The sequence below is a fragment of the Helicobacter sp. CaF467b genome, from assembly GCF_022664765.1.
Taxonomy (GTDB): Bacteria; Campylobacterota; Campylobacteria; order Campylobacterales; family Helicobacteraceae; genus Helicobacter_D; species Helicobacter_D colisuis.
In genome coordinates this window covers 1219087-1242319 of the sequence record NZ_JALAIY010000001.1, presented here as the reverse complement: position 1 = coordinate 1242319, position 23233 = coordinate 1219087, and the positions used below count along the sequence as shown (strand labels likewise).

At 34.5% G+C, this 23233-nt stretch carries 19 protein-coding genes; 7 read left to right on the top strand and 12 right to left on the bottom strand.

Annotation, left to right across the window (positions count from 1 at the left end; all coding sequences use genetic code 11):
• Positions 1 to 2 precede the first annotated feature (2 nt).
• The 6 genes from MKD52_RS06290 to MKD52_RS06265 all read right to left on the bottom strand — a co-directional run bounded on the left by MKD52_RS06290 (position 3) and on the right by MKD52_RS06265 (position 5523).
• Entirely contained in the window at positions 3 to 953 is a 951-nt protein-coding gene (locus tag MKD52_RS06290; RefSeq protein WP_242099648.1) for an HTH domain-containing protein, read from the bottom strand.
• A 110-nt stretch (positions 954 to 1063) separates the two neighbouring features.
• Positions 1064 to 1384, bottom strand: a complete 321-nt coding sequence (locus MKD52_RS06285; RefSeq protein ID WP_242099914.1) for a metalloregulator ArsR/SmtB family transcription factor — start codon at positions 1382 to 1384, stop codon at positions 1064 to 1066.
• A gap of 19 nt (positions 1385 to 1403) precedes the next feature.
• The gene (locus MKD52_RS06280; protein ID WP_242099647.1) at positions 1404 to 2390 is read right to left on the bottom strand and encodes a permease; all 987 of its coding nucleotides are present in this window, start codon (positions 2388 to 2390) and stop codon (positions 1404 to 1406) included.
• A 341-nt stretch (positions 2391 to 2731) separates the two neighbouring features.
• The gene (locus tag MKD52_RS06275) at positions 2732 to 3766 is read right to left on the bottom strand and encodes an aldo/keto reductase (RefSeq protein WP_242099646.1); all 1035 of its coding nucleotides are present in this window, start codon (positions 3764 to 3766) and stop codon (positions 2732 to 2734) included.
• Between the two features lie 73 nt (positions 3767 to 3839).
• Positions 3840 to 4058, bottom strand: a complete 219-nt coding sequence (locus MKD52_RS06270) for a hypothetical protein (protein ID WP_242099645.1) — start codon at positions 4056 to 4058, stop codon at positions 3840 to 3842.
• Between the two features lie 109 nt (positions 4059 to 4167).
• Positions 4168 to 5523: an ArsB/NhaD family transporter gene (locus tag MKD52_RS06265; protein ID WP_242099644.1), complete on the bottom strand. Its 1356-nt coding sequence runs from the start codon at positions 5521 to 5523 to the stop codon at positions 4168 to 4170.
• A gap of 189 nt (positions 5524 to 5712) precedes the next feature.
• On the opposite strand from MKD52_RS06265, the gene MKD52_RS06260 reads away from it, so the two are divergent.
• Entirely contained in the window at positions 5713 to 9183 is a 3471-nt protein-coding gene (locus MKD52_RS06260; protein WP_242099913.1) for a proline dehydrogenase family protein, read from the top strand.
• Positions 9184 to 9196: 13 nt separating this feature from the next.
• Complete coding sequence (locus MKD52_RS06255; protein WP_242099643.1) at positions 9197 to 10987, top strand: sodium:proline symporter; 1791 nt, start codon at positions 9197 to 9199, stop codon at positions 10985 to 10987.
• Between the two features lie 27 nt (positions 10988 to 11014).
• On the opposite strand, the gene MKD52_RS06250 is transcribed toward MKD52_RS06255, so the two are convergent.
• On the bottom strand, positions 11015 to 11851 hold the full coding sequence (locus tag MKD52_RS06250) for a CoA ester lyase (protein ID WP_112057739.1): 837 nt from the start codon (positions 11849 to 11851) through the stop codon (positions 11015 to 11017).
• Positions 11852 to 11944: 93 nt separating this feature from the next.
• Complete coding sequence (locus tag MKD52_RS06245) at positions 11945 to 13411, bottom strand: FAD-dependent oxidoreductase (protein WP_242099642.1); 1467 nt, start codon at positions 13409 to 13411, stop codon at positions 11945 to 11947.
• Positions 13412 to 13495: 84 nt separating this feature from the next.
• On the opposite strand from MKD52_RS06245, the gene MKD52_RS06240 reads away from it, so the two are divergent.
• Together MKD52_RS06240 and uvrC are read left to right on the top strand one after the other, a co-directional pair.
• On the top strand, positions 13496 to 13954 hold the full coding sequence (locus tag MKD52_RS06240) for a hypothetical protein (protein WP_242099641.1): 459 nt from the start codon (positions 13496 to 13498) through the stop codon (positions 13952 to 13954).
• A complete protein-coding gene (gene uvrC, locus MKD52_RS06235) occupies positions 13942 to 15780 on the top strand; it encodes an excinuclease ABC subunit UvrC (protein ID WP_242099640.1) in 1839 nt (612 codons plus the stop codon). The genes MKD52_RS06240 and uvrC overlap by 13 nt, the downstream gene beginning before the upstream one ends.
• Before the next feature lie 6 nt (positions 15781 to 15786).
• Here uvrC and ubiE read toward each other — a convergent pair whose 3' ends face one another.
• The 3 genes from ubiE to hemJ are packed head-to-tail and all read right to left on the bottom strand — an operon-like array spanning position 15787 to position 18350.
• Positions 15787 to 16506 carry a bifunctional demethylmenaquinone methyltransferase/2-methoxy-6-polyprenyl-1,4-benzoquinol methylase UbiE gene (gene ubiE, locus MKD52_RS06230; RefSeq protein WP_242099639.1) on the bottom strand — a complete coding sequence of 240 codons (720 nt, stop codon included), beginning with the start codon at positions 16504 to 16506 and terminating at the stop codon, positions 15787 to 15789.
• The gene (gene argH / locus MKD52_RS06225) at positions 16496 to 17908 is read right to left on the bottom strand and encodes an argininosuccinate lyase (protein WP_242099638.1); all 1413 of its coding nucleotides are present in this window, start codon (positions 17906 to 17908) and stop codon (positions 16496 to 16498) included. Before argH ends, ubiE begins: the two co-directional genes overlap by 11 nt.
• Before the next feature lie 13 nt (positions 17909 to 17921).
• The gene (gene hemJ / locus MKD52_RS06220) at positions 17922 to 18350 is read right to left on the bottom strand and encodes a protoporphyrinogen oxidase HemJ (RefSeq protein WP_242099637.1); all 429 of its coding nucleotides are present in this window, start codon (positions 18348 to 18350) and stop codon (positions 17922 to 17924) included.
• A 149-nt stretch (positions 18351 to 18499) separates the two neighbouring features.
• Between hemJ and MKD52_RS06215 the strand changes: the two genes are divergently transcribed.
• The 3 genes from MKD52_RS06215 to MKD52_RS06205 are packed head-to-tail and all read left to right on the top strand — an operon-like array spanning position 18500 to position 20591.
• Positions 18500 to 19168, top strand: coding sequence for an amino acid ABC transporter permease (locus MKD52_RS06215; RefSeq protein ID WP_242099636.1), 669 nt, complete (start codon positions 18500 to 18502; stop codon positions 19166 to 19168).
• Positions 19168 to 19821, top strand: a complete 654-nt coding sequence (locus tag MKD52_RS06210) for an amino acid ABC transporter permease (RefSeq protein ID WP_112057747.1) — start codon at positions 19168 to 19170, stop codon at positions 19819 to 19821. Before MKD52_RS06215 ends, MKD52_RS06210 begins: the two co-directional genes overlap by 1 nt.
• Positions 19822 to 19829: 8 nt before the next feature.
• Positions 19830 to 20591 (top strand): amino acid ABC transporter ATP-binding protein, encoded by a 762-nt coding sequence (locus tag MKD52_RS06205; protein WP_277930833.1) that lies wholly within the window; start codon positions 19830 to 19832, stop codon positions 20589 to 20591.
• A 36-nt stretch (positions 20592 to 20627) separates the two neighbouring features.
• On the opposite strand, the gene MKD52_RS06200 is transcribed toward MKD52_RS06205, so the two are convergent.
• Entirely contained in the window at positions 20628 to 23222 is a 2595-nt protein-coding gene (locus MKD52_RS06200; protein ID WP_242099635.1) for a hypothetical protein, read from the bottom strand.
• Positions 23223 to 23233 lie beyond the last annotated feature (11 nt).

The window sequence follows — 23233 nt, the reverse complement described above, 5'->3', positions numbered from 1 at the left end:
ACTTAGTCTAAATATATGGTGTTTTTGAGATATTTTTCTAGGGCTTCTTCCTCGAGCACCTCATCAAAACAAGCTTGGATTTTTGTATCCGCTCCGGCTTTGATTTGTTTGTTGATATCCGCTACAAACTCCCTAAAATTAGGATTTGAATCCACAAGTCTGTCCATAGTTTGCAAATCAATCTCGCTTCTTTTTGCCGACAACAACACTCGAGAATCCAAAGGATTTGCCTCTAGCTTAATCACTCCTATCCCAAAACTTGCATTAAGTCGCCTTAATTCCTCTAGCACACCATCTTCTATGTCTTCAAAAATCACCAAATAACCTTCATTTGCCCAACTGGAATTAGAAACTGCTTGGAAATAAGATTCTTTTAGATTCCCAAAATTTACCTTGACTTTTAATTCAAACGAAAAGAGACTGCACACATTGTGATTGATATGTTTGAGGATTTCAAGGGTTTGGGGTTCATAATCATTAAAAGGTATATAAACGCCCACAATATCGGGGTTTTCCCATTTGTCTTTGCCACTTATTTGTTTTTTGCTTTTTTCGTGATAGATTGTTTTGCATTGCAATCTAAATTCAGTTGCATTTGCGAGATAATACACAAGTAAAGGGTGCAAATCTCGCTCTTTATACTTGGTGTTTTTTAGGCTTTCTGTCTCTTCTTTGGTGATGAGTTCTTGCACATCTTCTTTGAGTTCATCTTTGCGAGATTTGAGCCAAAAGGTGGTAGGTCGCTTGGTAGCAATGAAAAAGATAGAATCTTGCCTTTTAATATTGAGATAAAGTTGTGCTGCTAAGGTTTGCCAAGGCGTTTTGTCTGTGCTGTCTAAGGATTGCGTAAGTTCCTTTTGTGCAGCTAGATCCCATATTTGTTGGTAAGTCATAGGTCGCTTAGCTTCTTGCAAAATCTGCTTTGCTAACTCCAAAAATGTCATTTTTGCCATAGGATTCCCTGCTGTTAGGTTTTGATGTGGGGTATTATATTGTATTTTTACTTAAAGGAGAGTTGATTAGGGCGGTTATGAGAAGCTAGATACACGCTATAAGTAGCTTATCATTCTTTGTGGTTATTGCAAGTAATTTTTTGCAATGGCGGTAATGATAATTGAAGTTCCTGTATAGCCTTTAGGCATTCTATGTGAAATATAGAAAGATTCTCATTAATGCCATAATATGCCCAAGTGCCTTTGCGTTTGACATATAAAAATCCACAATCTTTTAGAATCTTTAAGTGTCTTGAAAGGCGAGATTGCTTTAAGTCAAGTGCGTTTTGTAAATCACAGACGCAAAGCTCACCATGATTTTGTAAAAATGCCAAAATTATTACACGAGTTTCATCATTAAGAGCACCTATGAGATTAAGAAAAGCATTCATTTTGTCCATCTTATCACCTTTATATAAGATACATAATGCCACCAAAACCTATGGCAATAAAAAGAATTAAACTAACAAAAATTGCTAGGAATCTCATTGTAAATATACTTTGTAAAAGAATAAGTTCAGGCAAAGAGCATCCAGCACCAGCTATCAAAAAGCTAAAGATTATGCCTTCATGCACACCCACTCCAAGCAAAGCCAAACCAATGGGAATAATAGCTTCCACTCTAATATATAGCAAGACTCCAATAAATGCCGCAAAAACCACACCCAAAAAGCCAAAATTACTTAAGTGATTTTGGATAAATTCTTGTGGCACAAATCCATGAATACAAGCTCCTATCCCCATACCTATGGCAATATATGGAATGAGTTTTTTATAATCTTTTAGACTTTGATAAAAAAGGTTTTTGATAGATATATTCTTTGTGTTTTCACAGCAATTTTGGCTTGAAGTTTCATTGTTACAACAACTCCCTGCTTGTAGCTTTATGGTGCTAAATGAAGTAAGCTTGGTAGGCTTATTAGAAGTAAAAATTGAAGGCTTTGTGTGTATAGAATCTTGCCTAAAATCTTGTTTTAACAATGTTGTTGTATCTAGGGTTTGTAGCAAAATTGAAATAATAAAAATTGCAACACAAAGGATAATAACATAGATTAGAGTGATTTTAAATCCAAAAGCTAAAAATAACATTACAACAATGATAGGATTAATAAGAGGCGAAGTAAAAAGATAAGCAATACAAACACCAAAAGCTACATTTGCCTTAAGCAATGCACGAAGCAAAGGTATAGTAGAACAAGAGCAAAAAGGTGTAAGAGCACCAAGCAAGATAGATTTGATATAGCTAGAATACGAATCTTTTTGCAAATGATTTTTGAATAGATTCTGATATTTTTGCTGGATTAGAGCTATAAGCATTTGCACCGCAACAAAAAGAACAGACAATTCGACAAAATACAAACAAAAAAGTTTTATGCTTTCTAAAAAACTTACTGACATAAATCAATCCTTTATTTAAAAATCAAAATATTATTATATCAAAATATATCAATATATTAGAAATATAATCTAAGCTTAAATATTCAGCGATATAAGAATTGCACAATACGGCTACAAAAAAATCTACATACATTTCACAAATATCAAAATATCACAAAATATCACGGATATAATGAGCGTAATTTTTCATAAAGAAGTGAAAAATCCTACAAAACAAGACTCAATACATTAAAGCTTAATGGGATAAATCTTGTGATGAAAATATCACGCATTTTTGGTTCTTGTGTTAGCCCATTACCAAGCAAAATTTTGTGCTTGTTGGGGCTTTGTTGTTAATAATTTTAATACAGATTCACAGGATAAGGATCTCTGTTATCTACCGTAAATCTCTGATGCCAATATGGATATGCCAATTTTGTTTGACTAGCCTTATCTAATCTTTTGATATGTTCTGCATCAAGTTGTAACTCGCTAGCTTGCAAATTTTCTTTTAATTGCTCAACTTTTGTAGCACCTATCACAAGGGAGCTAATTGTCGGTCTTGATAATACCCAAGCAAGTGCAATTTGTGCTATTGAATGACCAGTTTCTTTGCTAATAGATTCTAACTCATCTACAATACTTAATAAATGCTCTCTATCCATATCCCAAGCACCGCCTCTTCCTAATCTAGAATCATCAATGTTTTGCTTACTTCTTGTGATTTTACCTGATAGCAGAGATCCACTCAAAGGACTCCAAACAAGTGTGCCTATTTTTTCTTCTATGCCAAGTGGCATTAACTCATTTTCAAATTCTCTCGCACCAAGTGAATAATACGCTTGATGCACCACGGGTCTTTGGAGATTATAGGCATCTGCAACACTAAGCATTTTCATCAAATGCCAACCTGAATAATTGCTCACCCCAAAATAGCGTATTTTGCCTGATTTGACTAAGTCATTAAGTGTTTGCAAGGCTTCTATATGTGGAGTTCTTGCATCATAGCAATGTAAATGATACAAATCAATATAATCAGTTTGTAATCTCTGCAAACTGGCTTCAATACTTTGTAAAATCTTTGATCTTGAAGTGCCGATGTCATTTGGATTATCGCTCATCCACATACCTGTTTTTGTAGAGATAAAAACTTCAGATCTTTTGTAATCCTTAAGGGCTTGTCCCAAAATAATTTCAGAATCTCCAAGAGAATAACAATCCGCGGTATCAAAGGCATTAAACCCTAAATCCATACACACTTTAATCAAAGCCTTAGCCTCATCTACTTGAGTGCTACCCCATTTTTTGAAAAGCTCTGTGCTGCCTCCAAATGTCGCAGTTCCTAGCATCATATTTGGGATAACTTGCCCACTATTGCCTAAATATCTGTATTTCATACATATCTCCTATAACAAATAATTAAACTTGGCATTATACACACCACGCGATACATTTCAGCAAATCCTAGATTCAAAAATGCACTTGTGCAAGATGTCTAAAAACAACCCAAGAAAAACTCCACACAATTAACCCAAGCAATGCACAAAGAGAAGTAATTGTGCCAATAAGCCCAATTTGCCCCTCTAAAAAATGATAATTTTTTAAAAATATGCCTAGATAAGGACCTAAGCCATCACGCACATTAGCAATAAAGAAATTTAACCACGCCAAAGTGTTATATGTATTCATTGTTAGTTTTTGTGATGATTTGAAATAAATTTGAAATAAAAATGTGATTTTACACTAAAATTAATTCAAATTAAAGGTTTGTAAGGATTTAGTGTTGATTTAAAGGGAATTAATAAAAAATCATTGCACTAATCCATAGTCCAAAAAGAGAAACTAGAAGAACAAAAAAAACAAGAATAAAAGCAAAAATTATGTATTGTAGGAGTGAAATTTTGATATTGTAGATTTTAAGTTTAAGCAAAAAGAGTAGGGTAGCAAGTGATCCTAAGGGTGTGAGTTTGGAGCCTATATTGCAGCCTAGTAAGTGTGCAAATGCAAGGATTTGAGTGTGTAGTGAATTAAGTTCAAAAGATTGAAGTGTGAGATTACCTAAGAGCGCCATAGGAAGATTATTTATAATGCTAGAACCAAGGCTTGAGAAGATTCCAACACTAAAGATTTGCATTAAAAGTGGTGCTAAGTCTATAGAATCAAAAATAATTTGCATAGTATCTAAAAAACCTGCATTTTTCACGCCAAAGACAACAACGAAAAGTCCAAAACTAAAAATCACCACAGAAAAAGGAGTTTCTTTTAATAAAGTTTTAACTTGAATCAAATCTAAAGCTTTTGCATAGATGAGTGCAATAAGGCTAATGCCAAATAAAAAGATATAGAGTTCTATGCCATAGTGTTGCCCAAGAGTGATGCCTATAAACAAAATAATGATTAAGATATAGCATAAAACAAGAGTTATTTTGGAGGGCTTGTGGTTTGAATTTGGATTGGAATTGACATTATCACTAAGCGGAGTGTCTGGTTTAAAATGGAGAGTGTGTGGCAAGAATTGCCTAAAACAAATCCAAGCAATGATGATAAAGACAAATATTCCAAAAATTTGAGGTAGCGCCATCATCATAGCAAAGTGCAAAAAGCTGATTTTAAACATTTCTGCTGTGATAATATTAGTAAGATTAGAAATAATAAAGACATTAGAAGCAAAATCGCTAATAAAGCTAATAAGAAGCAAGAAAACCACAAGAGGCGAGAAAGAAGCAAAAAATTTTATTTTTGGGGTGATATGTTTTTGTTTGCTAAAGTCTATTTTGTTGAAAAGTGCTAATACAAGTGGAGTTAGCACTAAAATTGCTCCATCATTGGCAAAAACCATACTCACTATACTGCCTAAAATGATAAGCAATACAAAAAATTTCCAAGTTTGAATGCAATGTGTATTAGGAATGATATATGAAGCAAGATGAGAAAAGAATCCAAGCTTTTCAAAAGCAAGACTAAAAAGAATAAGTCCAATGAGTGCTAAAGTGCTGGGTTTGGTGATTTCCCAAACAAGTGCTATATTATTAAGACTAACTACATTTAAGCTATAAACACACATTGCGCCAAGTGTGCTAAAAACCCATATAGGCAACTTAAAGGGACGCATATAAATGCAAAATATTGTTGCTACAAAAATAATATAACCCATAATCTCACTTAAATTGATGTTGAAATTAATCTTAAATTATAACATACTTAAAATATTGATGTTACTAAAACATACATATTGGTTAAAATAAGATAACTTTTATAGAACCTTATTGGCGTTTTTGTAATTTTTTGTAAAATGGTGATAAATGTATTTAAAAATAACCTTAAGGAGTTATAAATGAAACAAATAATAGAAGAATCTCTTAAATTTGCTGAAGAGCTACAAAGCAAGATTGAAGCAAATATTTCACAAAGTGAGCGAGAATTTCACAGCAAAATGCAAAAATTGCTCAACAATCCTAAAAATAAAGTTATGCTTATAGAGCTTCTTGATAGATCTTTTAGATGTAAAGATAAAAGAGCTTCTTTTGAATTAATAGAGCATACTTTGAATAAATTTGGTATAGCAGATTTTTTCTCGCCTTTTGAGAAGTTTTTGCTTTATAGTTTTATTAATTTGGGTCGATTTGCACCAAATATTTCGGTGCCCTTTTTTGTTTCTCATTTAAGAAAAGATACAAGTGCTATGGTGCTAGATGCAGATAAAGGCTTTTTGAAACCTCATATAGAAAAAAGAAAACAAAATGATCACATTACATTAAATGTGAATCTAATTGGTGAGGAGGTCTTAGGTGAAGCAGAATCACAATATAGAATCCGAAAATATGAAGAAGCCTTGCAATCAAGTTATATTACATATATTTCTATTAAGATAACTACCATTTTTTCACAGATTAATATTATAGATTTTAAATATTCTAAAGATGAAGTGGTAAAAAGATTAGATCATCTCTATGCTCTAGCTGAAGCTGAAGAAAAAAGGCAAGGTGTAGAAAAATTTATTAACCTTGATATGGAGGAATTTAGAGATCTTGAGCTAACAGTTGCTGCATTTATGGAAAGTCTTTCTAAATTTAATATTAAAGCAGGTATTGTTTTACAAGCTTATATACCCGATTCTTATGAATACCTCAAAAAACTCTTTGCTTTTTCAAAACAAAGAGTGCAAGAGGGTAAAAAACCCATTAAGATTCGCTTTGTAAAAGGCGCAAATATGGAAAGTGAGGAGACAATTGCTAGTCAAAGAGGATGGGAGCTTCCTACTTTCTATAAAAAGATTGACACAGATAGCAATTATAATAAAATGCTTGATTTTATCCTGCAAGATGAAAATTATAAATATATCAACATTGGTATAGCAAGCCATAATATCTTTGAAATAGCTTATGCTTATACAAGAATCAAAAAAGCAAATGCATTTGATAGCTTCACCTTTGAAATGCTTGAGGGTATGAGTTTGCAATGTTCGTATGAGATTTCTAAACTTCATAATCTTATTTTGTATGCACCAGTGTGCGATGAAGCGCATTTTAATAACGCCATAGCCTATCTTGTTCGAAGACTTGATGAAAATACAAGTGAAGATAATTTTATGCGATATTTCTTCAATTTAAAAGTGGGTGATGCAAATTGGCAAACACAAAAAGAGTTGTTTCTAAAAAGCCTTGAAGGTATCAAAAACTTAGATAATAGCACACACAGAATACAAGATAGAAACAAAGAACAAACTATTAAGAGTGCTTATGAAACTAAAGTTTTCAAAAATGAAAGCGACACGGATTTTATTTTGCCTCAAAATAGAGAGTGGGCGGAAAAAATCAAAGAAAAATATGAAAATTTAGAAGCTTATGAAGTCTATCCTGTGATTTCTGAAGTAATTAAAAAGGCAGATTTAAAGCACATAGAAGTAAAAGATAAGATTAAAAATCGTTTAATTGCAAAAGTGCATTTAGCCGGTGAAAAAGAAATTAAACAAGCTTTAGAAGTTGCTAAAAATTCTAAATTTAAAGAAAAAAGTTTTGATGAGATTCATCAAATTTTAGCTAAGGCAGCTAAGATTATGAGAGAAAAAAGAGGGGATTTAATAGGAATTGCAGCCCTAGAAGTAGGAAAGACTTTTTTAGAGATTGATCCTGAAGTGAGTGAAGCTATTGACTTTACTGAATTCTATCCTCATTCTTTGGCTACATTAATCAAGCAAAATCCAAAAACAAAATTTGCCCCTAAAGGCGTTGGGGTAACAATTGCTCCTTGGAATTTTCCTGTTGGAATCTCAGTGGGCACGATAGTAGCCCCTTTAGCAGCAGGTAATGCAGTGATTTATAAACCTTCATCTTTATCAACACTTACAGGGTATATGATATGTGAGTGTTTATGGGAAGCTGGAGTTCCAAAAGATACTCTTATTTTCTTGCCTTCAAAGGGAAGTGATGTTTCAAAATATTTACTCACAAATGAAGCTGTAAAATTTGCTATTCTAACAGGAGGAGAAGAGACTGCCTATAAGATGCTAGAAGCTAATCCAACCTTGCTTTTAAGTGCGGAAACTGGTGGTAAAAATGCGACTATTGTCTCAAAATTTGCTGATAGAGATAGTGCGATTAAAAATATTATTCATTCTGCTTTTTCAAATTCAGGACAAAAATGTTCAGCTACTTCTTTGCTTGTTCTTGAGGATGAGGTTTATGAAGATGCGGAATTCAAAAAAACCCTTGTAGATGCAGCTTCATCTATGCTAGTTGGCTCACCTTTTGAGTTTAAAAATAAAATTGCAGCACTTTGTGATGAAATTGATCCAAAGGTCCAAAGAGCCTTGGATGAATTGAAGCCTTATGAAGAATGGGCGTTAAAACCAAAATTTATAGATGATAATAAGCATTTAATGAGTCCGGGCATAAAATATGGCACTAAGAAAGGTGATTTTACATATATGACAGAGCTTTTTGCGCCAATTCTTAGTGTTATGAGGGCAAAAGATCTCAAGGAAGCCATTGAAATAGTTAATTCTACTGGGTATGGCTTGACAGCTGGTTTTGAAAGTCTTGATGAGAGAGAATGGGAATATTTCCATACGCATATAGAAGCAGGAAATATTTATATCAATAAGCCAACTACTGGTGCTATAGTGCTTCGTCAGCCTTTTGGTGGAGTTAAAAAATCAGCTATAGGGTTTGGTAGAAAAGTAGGAATTTATAACTACATCACGCAATTTTTAGAAATCACTCAAAAAGAAGCAGATAGCAATTTGCTTGAAAATAATTTTTCAAAAACTCTTAAGAGCTTGGGCTTTAATGAGCTTGATAAAATGGCACAATCTTATGCCTATCATTATAAAAACGAATTTTCTGTAGCAAAAGATTATGTGGGTATTAGGGGCGAGGATAATCTATTCTCTTATACTAAGATTAAGAATCTAGCTTATAGGGTTTGCAAAGAAGATAGCTTAAGAGATATTTTAGGGGTTGTCTTGGCGGCAAATATAGCAGAAATAGAACTTTTGGTGAGTTTTGATGAAAATTCTCATATGGAAAGCGCAAAAGAATTATGTCAAAAACTTGGTTTTAAAGTTAAGTTTTTAAAAGAAGTAAAAGAGGATTTTGTAAGTAAAATTTCAGATTATGAGAGAATCCGCTATCATTTAGCACCAAATGTTAATGATGAAATCTACAAAGAAGCTTCAAGTTTAGCCAAGATAGTTATTAGAGAAAAACCACTCTTAAATGGTCGATTTGAATTCCTATTCTATCATAATGAAAAGTCTTTAAGTATATCTTATCACCGCTATGGAAATTTAGGAATTCGTGCTTTAAAACAATAAAAGGAGAAAATAAATGGAAGTTGCAAATATTAATACGCCTATTGCAGTTATGTTTGTTGCTTATGCAGCTTTAATGTTGTTTATAGGTTTTTATTTTTATCGACAAAACAAAAGTAGCGAAGATTATTTTTTGGGTGGTCGTTCAATGGGTCCTGTGGTTTCAGCTCTAAGCGCTGGAGCTTCGGATATGAGTGGATGGTTGCTTATGGGCTTACCTGGGGCTTTGTATGTAAGTGGATTTATTGATAGTTACATTGCCATTGGTTTGACTATAGGAGCTAGTTTGAATTGGATTTTTGTAGCCAAAAGACTTCGCATTTACACAAGTGTTGTAGCTGATTCATTAACTATTCCGGATTATTTTGAAACACGCTTTAGTGATGATAAACATATCTTACGCGTAGTTTGTGCGGTAGTGATTCTTATTTTCTTTACTTTTTATGTTTCATCAGGACTTGTAAGTGGGGCAAAACTCTTTGAAGAAGTTTTTGGGATTAAATATTCTTATGCGCTTTCTACAGGAACTTTAATTATTGTGGCTTATACCTTTTTTGGAGGTTATAAGGCAGTGTGTTGGACAGATATGATTCAGGGTTTATTAATGCTTTTAGCACTTGTTGCTTTGCCAGTTGTAATGCTTTCACACATTGGAGGTTTGAGTGAGGCAAAGAAATACATTAGCCTTTCTGATGATTCAAGTAAAAAGATTGTCGAAATTCAAGCGCAAATCCCAGATATACTAAGCAATCTTGAAACTGCAGAATCTCAAGAAAAGATACAATCACTAATTGCAGCACTCAAAAATACTCAAGATCGTAATATTAGTGCTACTAATCTTGATAAAAATCTTAGAAATGATGCACAGATTTTAATACTGTTTAATCAAGATCTAAATTCTTTAGTTACTTCAAGAGATTTTGCTAAAAGGCTTGAATTGGCAGTAGAAACAAATGATGGTGAAACTTTAAATTCATTGCTTTTGGCATTTTCAAAAATACCTTTTGTAGTAAAAGAGAGATTGCAATGGTTTAGTGGCGTATCATTGGTGGGTATTATTTCTGCTCTTGCTTGGGGGCTTGGTTATTTTGGACAGCCTCATATTCTCGTGCGCTTTATGTCGATCCGATCTACTAGAGATATTCCGCAAGCAACATTTATTGGTATAGGTTGGATGGTAATTTGTCTTGTTGCAGCTTGTTTTATTGGTATGCTAGGTGTAGCTTATATTAATAAATTTAACCTTACTTTAGCAGATCCAGAGAGGATTTTTATTGTAATGTCTCAGTTATTGTTTAATCCTTGGATGGCAGGAATCTTGTTGAGTGCAATTTTGGCGGCTATTATGAGCACAGCTAGTTCGCAATTACTTGTTTCTAGCTCAACAATTGCAGAGGATTTTTATAAAAAGATTTTCAAACAAGAAGCTTCAAATGCTATGGTGTTGCGCCTAGGTAAGATTGGGGTGCTTGTGGTTGCTTTGATTGCCTTTGTTATCTCTACTGATAAAGATTCTAGCGTTTTAAGTATTGTTGCATACGCTTGGGCTGGATTTGGAGCATCTTTTGGTTCGGTGATGGTTTTCTCTCTCTTTTGGAGTAGAATGACAAGAATTGGTGCAATTGCTGGAATGATTAGTGGTGCAGCTGTAGTAGTGCTATGGAAACAATTTTTTGCCCATACGGGTATCTATGAAATTATTCCAGGGTTTTTAGTGGCTTCTTTGGCTATTATTGTTTTTAGTCTTGTGAGCAATGTGCGACCTGGGACTAAAGTCGCTTATCAAAAAATGCTAGAAAATCTTTAACCTAGAAGCTTTTAAGCTTCTAGGTTTTTAGTATTTTCTTTCTAAAATACCTTGTGCTTTTTTAATCATAGGAAGATCTATAACATTGCCTTCAAAACTAAATGGTTCTCCTTTGTGAAGTTTTGATAGTTGTATGACTTCTTTTGCCCATTCAATTTGGTTATTACCTTGAGCAAAAATTGTATTGATAATTGAGAGTTGATTTGGATAAAAAGTTAATGATCCACCAAAGCCCATAGAATAAGCCAATTCCATATTTGCTTTAAGTCTTGATTCATCTCTAGTATTAGGGAAAACACGGTTGATTGGAGCTAAAAGATTGTTGATTCTGCTTGATAGAGCTATTTGTGTGCGCACATAATTGAGCATAAAGTCCTTGCCATCACCATCTCTTAATCCTAGATCTAAAATCATATCAAATGCCCCAAAAGCAAGTTGTTTGACATTAGGCTGTGAAGCGGTGATATTGATGTTTTGCACTCCTATTGCGCTTTCAATAAGCAAAAGCAATGGAATCTTTTCAAGTGCTACATTAACAGCTTCTACATGTTCTTTTTGCTCGGTTTTGGCTAGCATAACGCCATGGAGTTTTTCTAAGCCAAGTTCTTTTAAAAACTTCATATCATCTTCAAAAAATGGGCTTTGTGCATCATTGATACGCACAAAAAATTTGTATTGACTATTTTGTTTGCAAAAATTTAAAATGTTAGTCCTACCTTCATCTTTGCGATCTTTTGGAACAGAATCTTCTATATCCAAAATAATGGCATCTGCTTCACTTTCAAAACCGGGTTTAAAATTTTCAGGTTTAATGCTAGAAACAAAAAGAAGACTTTTTGCCTTGGGGTAAGTTGAATTAGACATTGGAGTATCCTTAAAAAAGTGTGTAATCTATGATAGATGTGGCAGGGATTATAGCAAAAAATACAAAAATCTTTGAACTTTTTTAGTAAAAAATTATTGAATATAATGCGCTCCAATTGATTCTTCGCGTTTAAGTGCGGATTGAATGATATTTTGCGCTGTTAAAAGGCGTAATTTTAGTAATCTTCCAATTCCACTTTGTAACATTACCTCCACTCCACCCAAGGCTTCATTTAAGCCGCTTTTTTTGCGAATAATTCCGACTTTATTCCACATTAAATGGCGTAAAAGGGCTTTTAGATTCTCATCTTGTTCTTTTTGGAGAATTTGTGTATGCAAAGGGAATTCTCTAATCTTAAAAGAGAGGCTATTAGCCAAAATATCTTGAGTGGCACGGCGAGAAAAAACCAGTCCTTCTAAAAGAGAGTTTGAAGCAAGGCGATTAGCTCCATGCACACCTGTGCAGGCACATTCTCCTACTGCATAGAGATTTTGCATTCCTAGAACTTTGCCCACATTGTCTGTTTGGATTCCTCCCATACAATAATGGAATGCAGGAGAAATGGGAACTCTATTTTTTGGAACATCAAAGCCTGCAGAATTAAGATTGCGTGCAATATTTGGAAAACGCTCATAAAAAAAGTCTTTATCAAAGGCGCTAAAATCTAAATAAACTTCTAATTCTTCTGGTTTTGCATTAGGGTATTTTTCTTTGAGTTTGAGTTTGTAGTCAAAAATAGAGCGTGCAACCTTATCGCGCGGTGCAAGTTCGCCCTTAGAATCATAGTCAAATAAAAATCGTTTGCCCCAAAAATCCACTACAAATGCACCCTCTCCACGCAAAGCTTCGCTTAAAAGCATTTTTCTTGCGTGTGTTGTTTGAACAAAAACTGTGGGGTGGAATTGTAGCATTTCCATATCTTTAAGTTTTAAACCATTTTCCAAAATCATTCCATGCAATTCACTTGAAATGGTATAGGCATTTGTATGGTATTCAAAAAGTGCGCCAACTCCACCACTAGCTAAAATAACATTATTAGCATAGAGATTATAGTTTCCTCGTTTGGTTAGCACACTCACACCACAGCAGTGATTATCATCAATAAGCAATTCAGTAACACTAGCATTTTTCCATAAAGTATGTGTGATTTGTGCAATTAAATGGCTATGTAGCACACGACCTGTGCAGTCTCCACCAGCGTGAATAATTCTTGAAGTGCTATGAGCAGCTTCTTTAGTAAAGAGCAGATTCCCATTAGAATCTCTATCAAAAGGCGTTTGGCGTATAATTAAATCTTCTAAGACTTCCAAGCTTTCTTTGCTAAGAGTGGCAACAGCATCTTCATTGCACATTCCTGCTCCAGCCTTTAGAGTGTCTGTGATATGTAAGGGGATATCTGCTTGATTTTTGGCAACGGCAATTCCACCTTGTGCATAAAAGGTATTGCACTCCCAAGGCTGATCTTTGCAGAGAATAAGCACTTTAAGTTTTTTGGGAAGATTTAAGGCTGCATATAGTCCAGCAATCCCAGCGCCAACAATAATTACATCATATTGCATAAAAATCCTTTATTGTATTTGCTCACTTTTTGGGTTAAATGGATCGTCTTTGAAGCCACAACCTACTAATAAAAAAGCAACAAGATGTGCTATAATTATGCAATGAAAAAAGCGTGTGAAATTTTGTCTCATCTTTACAATAATCCTTTGTATAAAAAATTATCTCAACATCAACAAATTCAGCATTTTATCGTGATGTTACCCTTTAGTTTGCGCCAAGGGATTCATTTTTGTTATAGTAAAAATAGCATTTTATATTTCGTTCTTAAGCATCCCTGTTTTAAACAAGAGTTTGATTATAAACTAACAATTATAAAGCAGTTATTAAAACAATATCAAAAAATTCAAAACAAATTGCTTGATATTAAGTATTTAAAGGCATTTGTGGGTAAAAGTGCTTATCAAAAATCCTTGCAAGAATCAACACATAAAGTTGCTAGTTATGGTGAATTATCTAGTGGAGAATTTGAAAATTTAGCAAAAAATCAAGAAATTTATGAAATCTTTGAAGAAATTAAAAAAGTGATTGTATGCAATCATTAGAACAAAAGTTATCGCCCCTTAATGATACTTTACTTGAAATCCTAAAGAAACTTCCTAGTCAAAGTGGAGTGTATCATTATTTTGATAGTGAGGGGAGATTGCTTTATGTAGGAAAAGCAAAAAATCTAAAAAATCGCGTAAAAAGTTATTTTCGATTCACTCCTAAGCTTTCTGTAGCACCAAACTTAAGCGCTAGAATTACGCAAATGGTTTCACAGATTGCTTTTATGCGTTATATTGTGGTAGAAAATGAAAATGATGCCTTGATTTTGGAGAATTCATTTATTAAGCAGCTTAAACCCAAATACAATATCCTTTTGCGAGATGATAAGACTTACCCTTATTTGTGCGTAGATATGTCCGTTGATTTTCCGCGTATTGTGCTAACAAGAAAGATTCTAAAAAGCCCAAATATTCGTTATTTTGGACCTTATTCTAGTGGTGCTAGGGATTTATTAGATTCGCTTTATGAAGTTTTTACTCTTGCACAAAAAGAAAGTTGTCTTAAGGGAAAAAAAGCTTGTTTGTTTTATCAGATTAAGCGTTGTTTAGCTCCTTGTGAGGGTAAAGTGAGCAAGGAAGCTTATCAAGAGATTTTACAAAAGGCTTTAGAATGTATCCATAATCCCAAAAAAATCTTAAGTATTTTAGAAAAAAAAATGGAATTTTTATCTGAAAATTTGCGGTTTGAAGAAGCTATGGTGCTAAGGGATAGGATTAGCAAAATCAAGCAAATTAATCCGCTCTCAAGCGTGGATTTTGCAAGAATGGAGGATTTGGATATTTTTGCTTTGGAGAGTGAAGGGAATAGAGGCGTTTTGGTGAAATTTTTTGTGCGTGAGGGGAGGGTTGTCTCTAGTGCGAGTAATGTTATTAAAAGTCAATATGAGATAAATTTTGAAGAAGTTTATACGCAAAGTTTGATTAATTATTATAGTAACACACTTCCTATCAAGCCAAAACAGGTTTTGATACCTTATAATTTTGGCGAAAAAAGAGAGGAATTAGAAGCGTTTTTAGTTAAGCAATTAGGAAAGAAAATCCCTATTCATTTTCCAAAAAGTGGAGATAAAAAGAAGCTTTGTGATTTGGCATTGCAAAATGCTAGAGAAACCTTGAAAATTAATGTTACTAATGAAGAAGCTTTATTGTTAGCATTAAAAGAGCTTTTTTCTCTTCAGAGTATTCCTTATAAAATTGAAATTTTTGATACTTCTCATCATAGAGGAAAGCAGTGTGTGGGAGCTATGGTAGTTTATGAAGAAGGGTTTATTAAAGAATCTTATCGGCATTATTTACTAGAAGGTAGTGATGAATACTCTCAAATGCGCGAAATGCTAGAGCGTCGAATCGCAGATTTTAGCACTGATTCACCACCGGATTTGTGGGTGCTTGATGGGGGGATTGGGCAAATTAATTTAGCCAAAGATTTGCTAAGTAGCGCAGGAGTAAATCTTGAAGTCATAGGTATTGCCAAAGAAAAGCTTGATGCCAAAGCCCATAGGGCAAAGGGTAGCGCGCTAGATATTTTGCGTGATGAAAAAAAACAAGAATACCGATTAAGTAGTAGCGATAAGCGTTTGCAGTTTTTGCAAAAATTGCGTGATGAAGCGCACAGATTTGCTATCACATTCCACCAAAAGCAAAAACAAAAAACAATGCAACAAAGCAAAATTTTAGAGATTAAAGGCATAGGCAAAGCAACTCAAAAGCGACTTTTATCCTATTTTGGAAGTTTTGAAGCAATCAAAGAAGCTAGTTTAGAAGAGTTAGAAAAGGTGCTTTCAAAAAATCTAGCCAAAAGTGTGTATGAGTGCTTAAAATAAGCTCTATTATTTACGCCTAGCGACAAATAGTGTGCAGACATTTGCTGAAAATGATTTGGTATAGAGTGGTTCAAAATTATTTTCTTGGAGTTCTAAATTGAGTTTATTTGCAGTTAAAAACTCTTCAATAGAATCGGGCAAATATTTGTAAGCACGGTAATTTTTGGAGATGATTCCACCCACAAAGGGTAAAATATTTTTGGTATAAAAGCCCATAAATTTTTCTAGCATTTTAGGATTTTCGCATTTGGTAAATTCTAAAATCACCAAAATTCCCCCTTTCTTAAGCACCCTTGCAAACTCACTTAGAGCTTTTTTGCGCTCTACTACATTGCGGATTCCATAGGCAATAGAGAGAATATCAAATTCATTATCTAAAAAGGGCAATTTTGTAGCTTCACATTGTGTAAAATCAATTTGGGGAAGCTTTTTTTTAGCCACTTCTAGCATACCGCTACTTGGATCTGCACCCACGATTTTTTGGAGATTGATTCCAGCGTTTTTAGCGTTTTTTTGCCAATGGGTTATCATATCGCCTGTGCCACAAGCTACATCAAGAATCTTTAGAGATTGTAAGTTTTCTGTAGAGAGATTTCTAAAGGCAAGATTACAAGCCTTTTTTCTCCAAGCAATGTCGATTCCACAGCTCATTACGCGGTTTGCTAAATCATAGCTACTTGCAATATCATCAAACATTGAAATAATTTTTTGTTGTTTATCGCTCATTGCATTCTCCGCTTTTAGCGATTTGTAGCCACGCTAATAAACTTTGGATTTGAGTTTGTGTGGCTTTTGTGGAAGTGCCACCATAAGAATCACGGCTATTCATTGAAGCTTCCAAATTTAGTGCATTGTGAGCTTTTGGCGGGATTTTAGAATCAACACTACAAAGCTCTTGCGCGCTAAGTTGGCTTAAGTCTTTATTGAGACTTTCGGCATAAGCGACCGCTTTTCCGGTGATATGGTGCGCTTCTCTAAAGGGAATATTGCAGCTTTGCACAAGAAAATCCGCCAAATCAGTTGCGGTTAAATGTCCTTTTTGACAAGCTTCTTTCATTTCTTTGGGATTGATTTGCATTGTTTTTAGTAAGTCATTTAGAATCTTAAGAGAGATTTCTAAGGTTTCAAAGCTATCAAAAACCCCCTCTTTATCCTCTTGCGTATCTTTATTGTATGCAAGTGGTAAGCCTTTCATGATAGTAAGTAGGCTAAAGAGATTCCCATACACACGCCCACTTTTGCCCCTAAGGAGTTCAGGAACATCAGGATTTTTCTTTTGTGGCATAATTGAGCTTCCAGTTGAATAAGAATCGCTAAGTGTGATGAATCTAAACTCATAGCTACTCCACAAAACAAGCTCTTCTGCCATTCTTGAAATATGCATAGCAATCAAGCTTAAATCATAGAGAAAATCAAGTGCAAAATCTCTATCGCTTACGCTATCAGTGGCATTAAGTGTGGGAGCGGTGAAACCTAGTGCTTTTGCAGTGTAGAATCGATCGGTTTTGTAAGGCGTTCCTGCTAATGCAGCACTTCCTAGTGGGCAGTAATTGTTGCGCTTAAATGAATCGCTTAATCGCTCAAAATCTCTCACAAACATACAAGCATAAGCACACATTAAAAAGCCAAAATTTACAGGTTGTGCGTGTTGGAGATGTGTCATTCCTGGGAGTATGGTTGTGGTATGCAAATTGGCAATGTCAAGTAAGGTTTGAATGAGTTCTAAAAGAAGGGCGCGGATTTGTCGATTTGAATCAAGCACAAAAAGGCGAAAATCTAAGGCAACTTGGTCATTTCTACTGCGCGCAGTGTGAAGTTTTTTGCCCACTTCTCCAATGATTTCTATAAGGCGTTTTTCCACTGCCATATGAATATCTTCATCGCTAATATCAAAGGTAAATTCACCTTTTTCTATTTCTGCTTGAATCTGTTCTAAGCCTTGACAGATTTGCTGTGATTCTTCTTGGGCGAGAATCCCGCAATGGCTAAGCATTTGTGAATGGACTTTTGAGCCTAAAATATCTTGTTTGTAAAGTTTTTTATCAAAAGGAAGTGAAGCATTAAATAAATCAAGTATTTCAGATGCCTTTTCTTGGAATCTCCCTCCCCATAATTTATTGTTTTTCATTCTTTAGACCTTTTTAGAAGGGTTTGATAATAACAAGGAAAGTAACAATGATTAAAATTAGAGTTGGCACTTCATTATACATTCGGAAAAACTTTCCGCTTTTTTGGCATCTATCTTCCCTAAAAGCAATCATAAAACGATAGAGACTAAAGTGATAAATCACAAGAATCACAATGAGTGAGATTTTTGCGTGAAGCCAACCGCCTTGAAGCCAAGTTGGTTCTAGCATTAAAAGCCAGATTCCAGAGAGTAGTGTGCAGATGATTGCTGGGTAGCCGATGAAGTTATAAAGTTTTGATTCTTGGATTTTAATAACTTCACAAAAGCCCTTGTTGTCTTTGTGTTCGGTGTGATAGACAAAAAGACGCGGCAAGTAAAATAACATAGCCATCCAGCTAACAAAAGAAATAATGTGAAAGATTTTGACATAAAGATAAGTCATAATGCCCCCTGATTTTTAAGGTATTTTATTGGGATAAAATTCTATCAAAAGAGACTTAAAGATACGAAAAATTAATGGTATTTTTTGTATAATTTATCTAAAATTATTTGATTAGACTAAGTTTGTATTGAATCATCTTAAGGATTTTATTGACTGCTTTATATTTAGATTTGGAATTTATTAAAAATGCAATTCCTATTTTTGGAGAAGCTTTGTGGCTTACTTTACATTTGTCTTTTTTTGGGATTATATTTTCTATTTTGCTTGGCTTTTTTATTGCTTTGGTGCAATTTTATAGAGTGCGATTTTTAAGCACGCTATGCCAAACTTATATTGAATTATCTCGCAACACCCCTTTGCTTATTCAGCTTTTTTTCTTGTATTATGGATTGCCACAGATTGGATTGCAACTTACAGGTTATACTTGTGCTTTAATTGGAGTTGCTTTTTTGGGTGGAAGTTATATGGCGGAATCTTTTCGTGCAGGGCTAGAATCAGTAGGGAGGATTCAGTTAGAATCAGGCAGAAGCTTGGGGCTAAGTGAAATGCAATTAATGTTTTATGTGGTATTGCCTCAAAGTTTGGCAGTGAGTTTGCCTTTTATTGGAGCTAATGCTATCTTTTTACTAAAAGAAACATCAGTGGTGAGCGCGATTGCATTAGCCGATATTTTGTATATCACTAAAGATTTAATCGGTAGCTATTATAAGACAAATGAAACGCTTTTGTTGCTTGTTTTATGCTATCTTGTCGTGCTTTTGCCACTTTCATTTTTATTTTTGGCTTTGGAGAAATACTATAAAAGGAAAATGGCGTAATGGAAATTCTTTTTGATTCTCAAAATATTTTGCGCCTATTGCAAGGTGTTTTTGTAACTTTTCAAATCGCCTTTATTGCGATTTTCTTTTCTTGTATTTTTGGTTTTGTGCTTGGGTATTTGATGACTTTGCCCAACCGATTTTTGAGCTTTTTGTGCCGTTTCTATTTGGAGAGTATTCGTATTATTCCGATTCTAGCGTGGCTTTTTATTGTTTATTTTGGATTTTCATCATTTTTAAATCTTAATGGAATAGGAGCGTGTATTCTTGTCTTTAGTTTATGGGGTATTGCAGAAATGGGAGATTTAGTGCGTGGAGCGATTTCAAGTTTGCCACGGCATCAAAGCGAGAGTGGAAGGGCTTTGGGCTTAAGCGAGATTCAAATTCAAATCTTTATTATTTTGCCTCAAAGCTTTAGAAGGCTTTTGCCTCCATTGGTGAATCTTTTTACTCGTATGATAAAAACAACTTCACTAGCTGCGCTCATTGGAGTTAGCGATATGTTAAAGGTGGGACAACAAATTATTGAAGTCAATCTCATTCATTATCCACAGGCAAGTTTTTGGGTTTATGGTGGAATCTTTGCCTTGTATTTTTTACTTTGTTATCCTTTGTCGCTTTTTGCTAAGCATTTAGAAAAGAAACTTGTATAAGGAAAAAAATGTCAAATCATATGAGTAATGAAGTTTTGTTAAGCGTTTCAAATTTGGTTAAGAAATTTGGCGATACTTTGGTGCTTGATTCGGTATCTTTGGAAGTCAAAAAAGGCGAAGTTTGTGCGATATTGGGACCTAGTGGGTGCGGAAAAAGCACATTTTTGCGTTGCATCAATGGTTTGGAGAGTATTAATGGTGGGAGCATTACTTTTAATGGAGAAGTGATTAATGCGGTAAATGATTCAAAGATTAATTGGAGCAAGATTCGCCAAAAGATTGGAATGGTTTTTCAAAGTTATGAGCTGTTTCCGCATTTGAGCGTTTTGGATAATATTCTCCTAGCGCCTTGTAAAGCGCAAAAACGCAAAAAAGAGGAAGTTACTACTCAAGCAATCAAGCTTTTAGAAAGGGTAGGGTTGGCACATAAAAAGGATTCTTATCCTAAGGAATTAAGCGGTGGGCAAAAGCAGCGAGTGGCGATTGTAAGGGCGTTGTGTATGAATCCTGAAATGATGTTGTTTGATGAAGTTACTGCTTCTTTGGATCCTGAGATGGTTAAAGAAGTGCTAGAAGTTATCAAAGAACTTGCAACGCAAGGTATGACGATGATTCTTGTTACTCACGAAATGAAATTTGCCCAAAATGTCGCAGATAGAATCGTGTTTTTTGATAGTGGAAAAATCGCTGAAATCGCTACTCCACAAGAATTTTTTACTAATCCTAAAAGTGAGCGAGCCAAGAGATTCTTTAATATTTTTGAGTTTTAGAATTCTTACAAAAAGAATCTATTTGATAAAAATAATTTAAGGGAGTAAAAATCCATATTCATAGACTTTTACTTCTATGTTTTTGGCTAATACTTTTAGGGCGTAGTTGAGCTCTCCTAGCTTTTGTTTATAGACTTCATCGTCGGCTTTTTGTGGAGGATTCATTTTGCCTTTGTCATTAAAGCCTTGAAAGTGGGCTTTTATATCATAGAGTGAGGCATTTGGATTGTAGTCTTTGTCCTCTTTTGCTTGTGCATGATAGTGTCTAAAAAGTTCTTTTCCTGCATTTAGCACTTCTTGTGCTTCTTGGCTAAAAGTGAGTGGCTTAGTTGGGATAAATGCTATATCATCATCGCCAAAAAGGCTTTGTTTGGAATCTTTGTTTGTCGCACAATCGTGCTTAATCTTGCCTTGCAAAAAATCTCGCATAAAATGCGACTCAAAGGCTTCATGTGCTCCTATTTCTTTTTCGCTAAAGGGTATAAAGTGATTTATACCAACTTTACTTGTGATTCTATTTTGTCCATGAAAAAGCATAAAGGCAAGACAATCGCTTTGAAACACAGAATCCTGCTCCCATTTGTTGTTTGGGTAGAGAAATTGATCTCTATCATTTATCCAAGTGGCTTTGATACAATGGCGGACAGAAAGATAAATGCAAGACTGTATGAGATTTCTTGCATTAATGGGAGCATATGGTACCATTCTTGTGCCTTTTCTGTTGAGAAAGCATAAATATTTTTGATTTTGAAAATCGGGAGCTCCCGCACCAAGCCAACCAATTATGTTGTTTGTTTCGTTGCTAAAAATACTCAACCATTTATTAATGCTTTGCTTATCTAGTGTTGCATAAAATCTCTTTTTTCCTAAACTTGTTCCATTGTCATTAAAAATATCTAGTGTGATATTTTTTATTGCTTTATGCGGAGCTAAATTCCATATAAGAAAGCCTATGGGGAAATTTCCCTTAACATTATCAAAGGTGTAAGCTGGCGCCATAAAGCCCTTTAAAAATTTTGCATTAAAGGTATTTCTAAAACTTGCAAAAGCACTGCCATTTATGTATTTTAACTTTGAAAAACTAGCCAGGATAGCATCTGGAATTTCTTTATAAATTCTCATAAAAAACTGCACAAAAAGTTCTCTATTTGCTCTACCTAAAATTTCTTTATATTTCCCACCAATCATAGTATCCTGAATATTTGGCTTGTTTGTTCCTTTGCCAAGTGCAGTGTTTCCTGAACTTGCTTCCGCATAGGGCGGATTGATAAAGATAATTAGCTTTTTGCGTTTTTCCTCATTTTTTAGAATCTCTTGCAGGGATTTTGGGAGTTTGGATTTTACACAATCTTGGCATTTAGGATCTAGTCCGCTTTTTGTGTGTTTGGTGCAGGGCTTGTCAAAAAACTCATCGTTTAAAAAATCAAATTGAAAAATATGTCTAGGAAGTAAGCTTAATGTGCCATTTGCTGAGAGCTCTTGCATAATCTCAACATCTGATTTATCAAGCGTGGAGGCGTATAAAGAGGCGGATTCTGTGAGATTTGCTAGGAGATTGCCTGTGCCTGCAGCACAATCCCAAATATAATACTCGCTTTGGTAGTTTTCGCCTAAGGCTTTTTCTAAGTAATTTTGGGCTTTACTTACCCAAATTTGTGGGGTGAAAAATGCACCTTTTCTCTCGCGTATATCGCTTGGCACAAGCAAATCGCGTCGTTCTATGATATAGCCCCAATACTCTTCTTTTGGTGGGCGTTCATAAAGATTCCAAAACTCTGTGTGTGCTTTTTGGTGATCATTAAAGCCAAACTCTGTGAAATTAAAACTCGTGCTATTTGCGCGTTTTTCGAGTTTGACTTTGTAGGAATCACTTTGCAATAAGATTCTAAGAGATTTGAGAATCTCTTTTGTGTTGTTATTTTCGCTTAAAAGATCGGCTAGATAAAAATCACTGCTTAGAATGTCTGGCTTTTCATTTTCCCAATCAATGCTAATGCTAGGCGCGACACTTTGGAGCCATTTTTGGTAAATGGTGGTGAAATTGTTTTTGGTTATGGGGATTTTGGTGATGCTTGTGTTGTGGATTGTAAAATTTGCTTGTATGAAGTCTTGGAGTTCTTTGCAATCGTTTGTAAAAGAAAATTGTAGTTTTTTGGATTCTAAGAGATGTTTTGTGAGTGCGTGGAGTTGTTTAAATTCTTTGCTATCGTGATTGCTTGGGGTAACATTCCAATTAAAGTCGTTTTGTGCGAAAATATGATCGAGCTCGTGATAAGGAATAAAGGCTATCTTTTGGCAATCAAATGCTCCTAAGAAAATAGGCGGGAGATTGTTTTCATAGGTTTTTTCTTTGCCTATGGTTAGGATTAGCTGGATAAAAGATTCGATAATGTCGGCTTTATTGCCTTTTTTGGCTTCAGCCCATAGGAAGTTTATAGGCTGAAAGAGTGTTTGTGCATTGAAACTCACGCAAAAATCAACACGCCCTAAAATCTGTGTAGAATCTAGATTTTTTAGAATCTCTTTTGCTTGTTTATCAAGCTTTATGCTTCTACTCTGTGGATTTGGGCTAAAAAAGTCGGTGGCGACTTTATTTTTTAGTTCCTCTTCGGGTAAATTTATAGGATACATTTGCGACCTTT

Excerpts from the sequence above, each read along its gene's own strand:
- MKD52_RS06210 (WP_112057747.1), top strand. The coding sequence starts at position 19,168 with ATGGAAATTCTTTTTGATTCTCAAAATATTTTGCGCCTATTGCAAGGT.
- MKD52_RS06240 (WP_242099641.1), top strand. The coding sequence starts at position 13,496 with ATGTGCTATAATTATGCAATGAAAAAAGCGTGTGAAATTTTGTCTCAT.
- MKD52_RS06285 (WP_242099914.1), bottom strand. The coding sequence starts at position 1,384 with ATGAATGCTTTTCTTAATCTCATAGGTGCTCTTAATGATGAAACTCGT.
- MKD52_RS06200 (WP_242099635.1), bottom strand. The coding sequence starts at position 23,222 with ATGTATCCTATAAATTTACCCGAAGAGGAACTAAAAAATAAAGTCGCC.
- MKD52_RS06280 (WP_242099647.1), bottom strand. The coding sequence starts at position 2,390 with ATGTCAGTAAGTTTTTTAGAAAGCATAAAACTTTTTTGTTTGTATTTT.
- MKD52_RS06245 (WP_242099642.1), bottom strand. The coding sequence starts at position 13,411 with ATGCAATATGATGTAATTATTGTTGGCGCTGGGATTGCTGGACTATAT.
- MKD52_RS06275 (WP_242099646.1), bottom strand. The coding sequence starts at position 3,766 with ATGAAATACAGATATTTAGGCAATAGTGGGCAAGTTATCCCAAATATG.
- MKD52_RS06255 (WP_242099643.1), top strand. The coding sequence starts at position 9,197 with ATGGAAGTTGCAAATATTAATACGCCTATTGCAGTTATGTTTGTTGCT.
- MKD52_RS06265 (WP_242099644.1), bottom strand. The coding sequence starts at position 5,523 with ATGGGTTATATTATTTTTGTAGCAACAATATTTTGCATTTATATGCGT.
- uvrC (WP_242099640.1), top strand. The coding sequence starts at position 13,942 with ATGCAATCATTAGAACAAAAGTTATCGCCCCTTAATGATACTTTACTT.
- ubiE (WP_242099639.1), bottom strand. The coding sequence starts at position 16,506 with ATGAGCGATAAACAACAAAAAATTATTTCAATGTTTGATGATATTGCA.
- MKD52_RS06250 (WP_112057739.1), bottom strand. The coding sequence starts at position 11,851 with ATGTCTAATTCAACTTACCCCAAGGCAAAAAGTCTTCTTTTTGTTTCT.
- MKD52_RS06290 (WP_242099648.1), bottom strand. The coding sequence starts at position 953 with ATGGCAAAAATGACATTTTTGGAGTTAGCAAAGCAGATTTTGCAAGAA.
- argH (WP_242099638.1), bottom strand. The coding sequence starts at position 17,908 with ATGAAAAACAATAAATTATGGGGAGGGAGATTCCAAGAAAAGGCATCT.
- MKD52_RS06205 (WP_277930833.1), top strand. The coding sequence starts at position 19,830 with ATGTCAAATCATATGAGTAATGAAGTTTTGTTAAGCGTTTCAAATTTG.
- MKD52_RS06270 (WP_242099645.1), bottom strand. The coding sequence starts at position 4,058 with ATGAATACATATAACACTTTGGCGTGGTTAAATTTCTTTATTGCTAAT.
- hemJ (WP_242099637.1), bottom strand. The coding sequence starts at position 18,350 with ATGACTTATCTTTATGTCAAAATCTTTCACATTATTTCTTTTGTTAGC.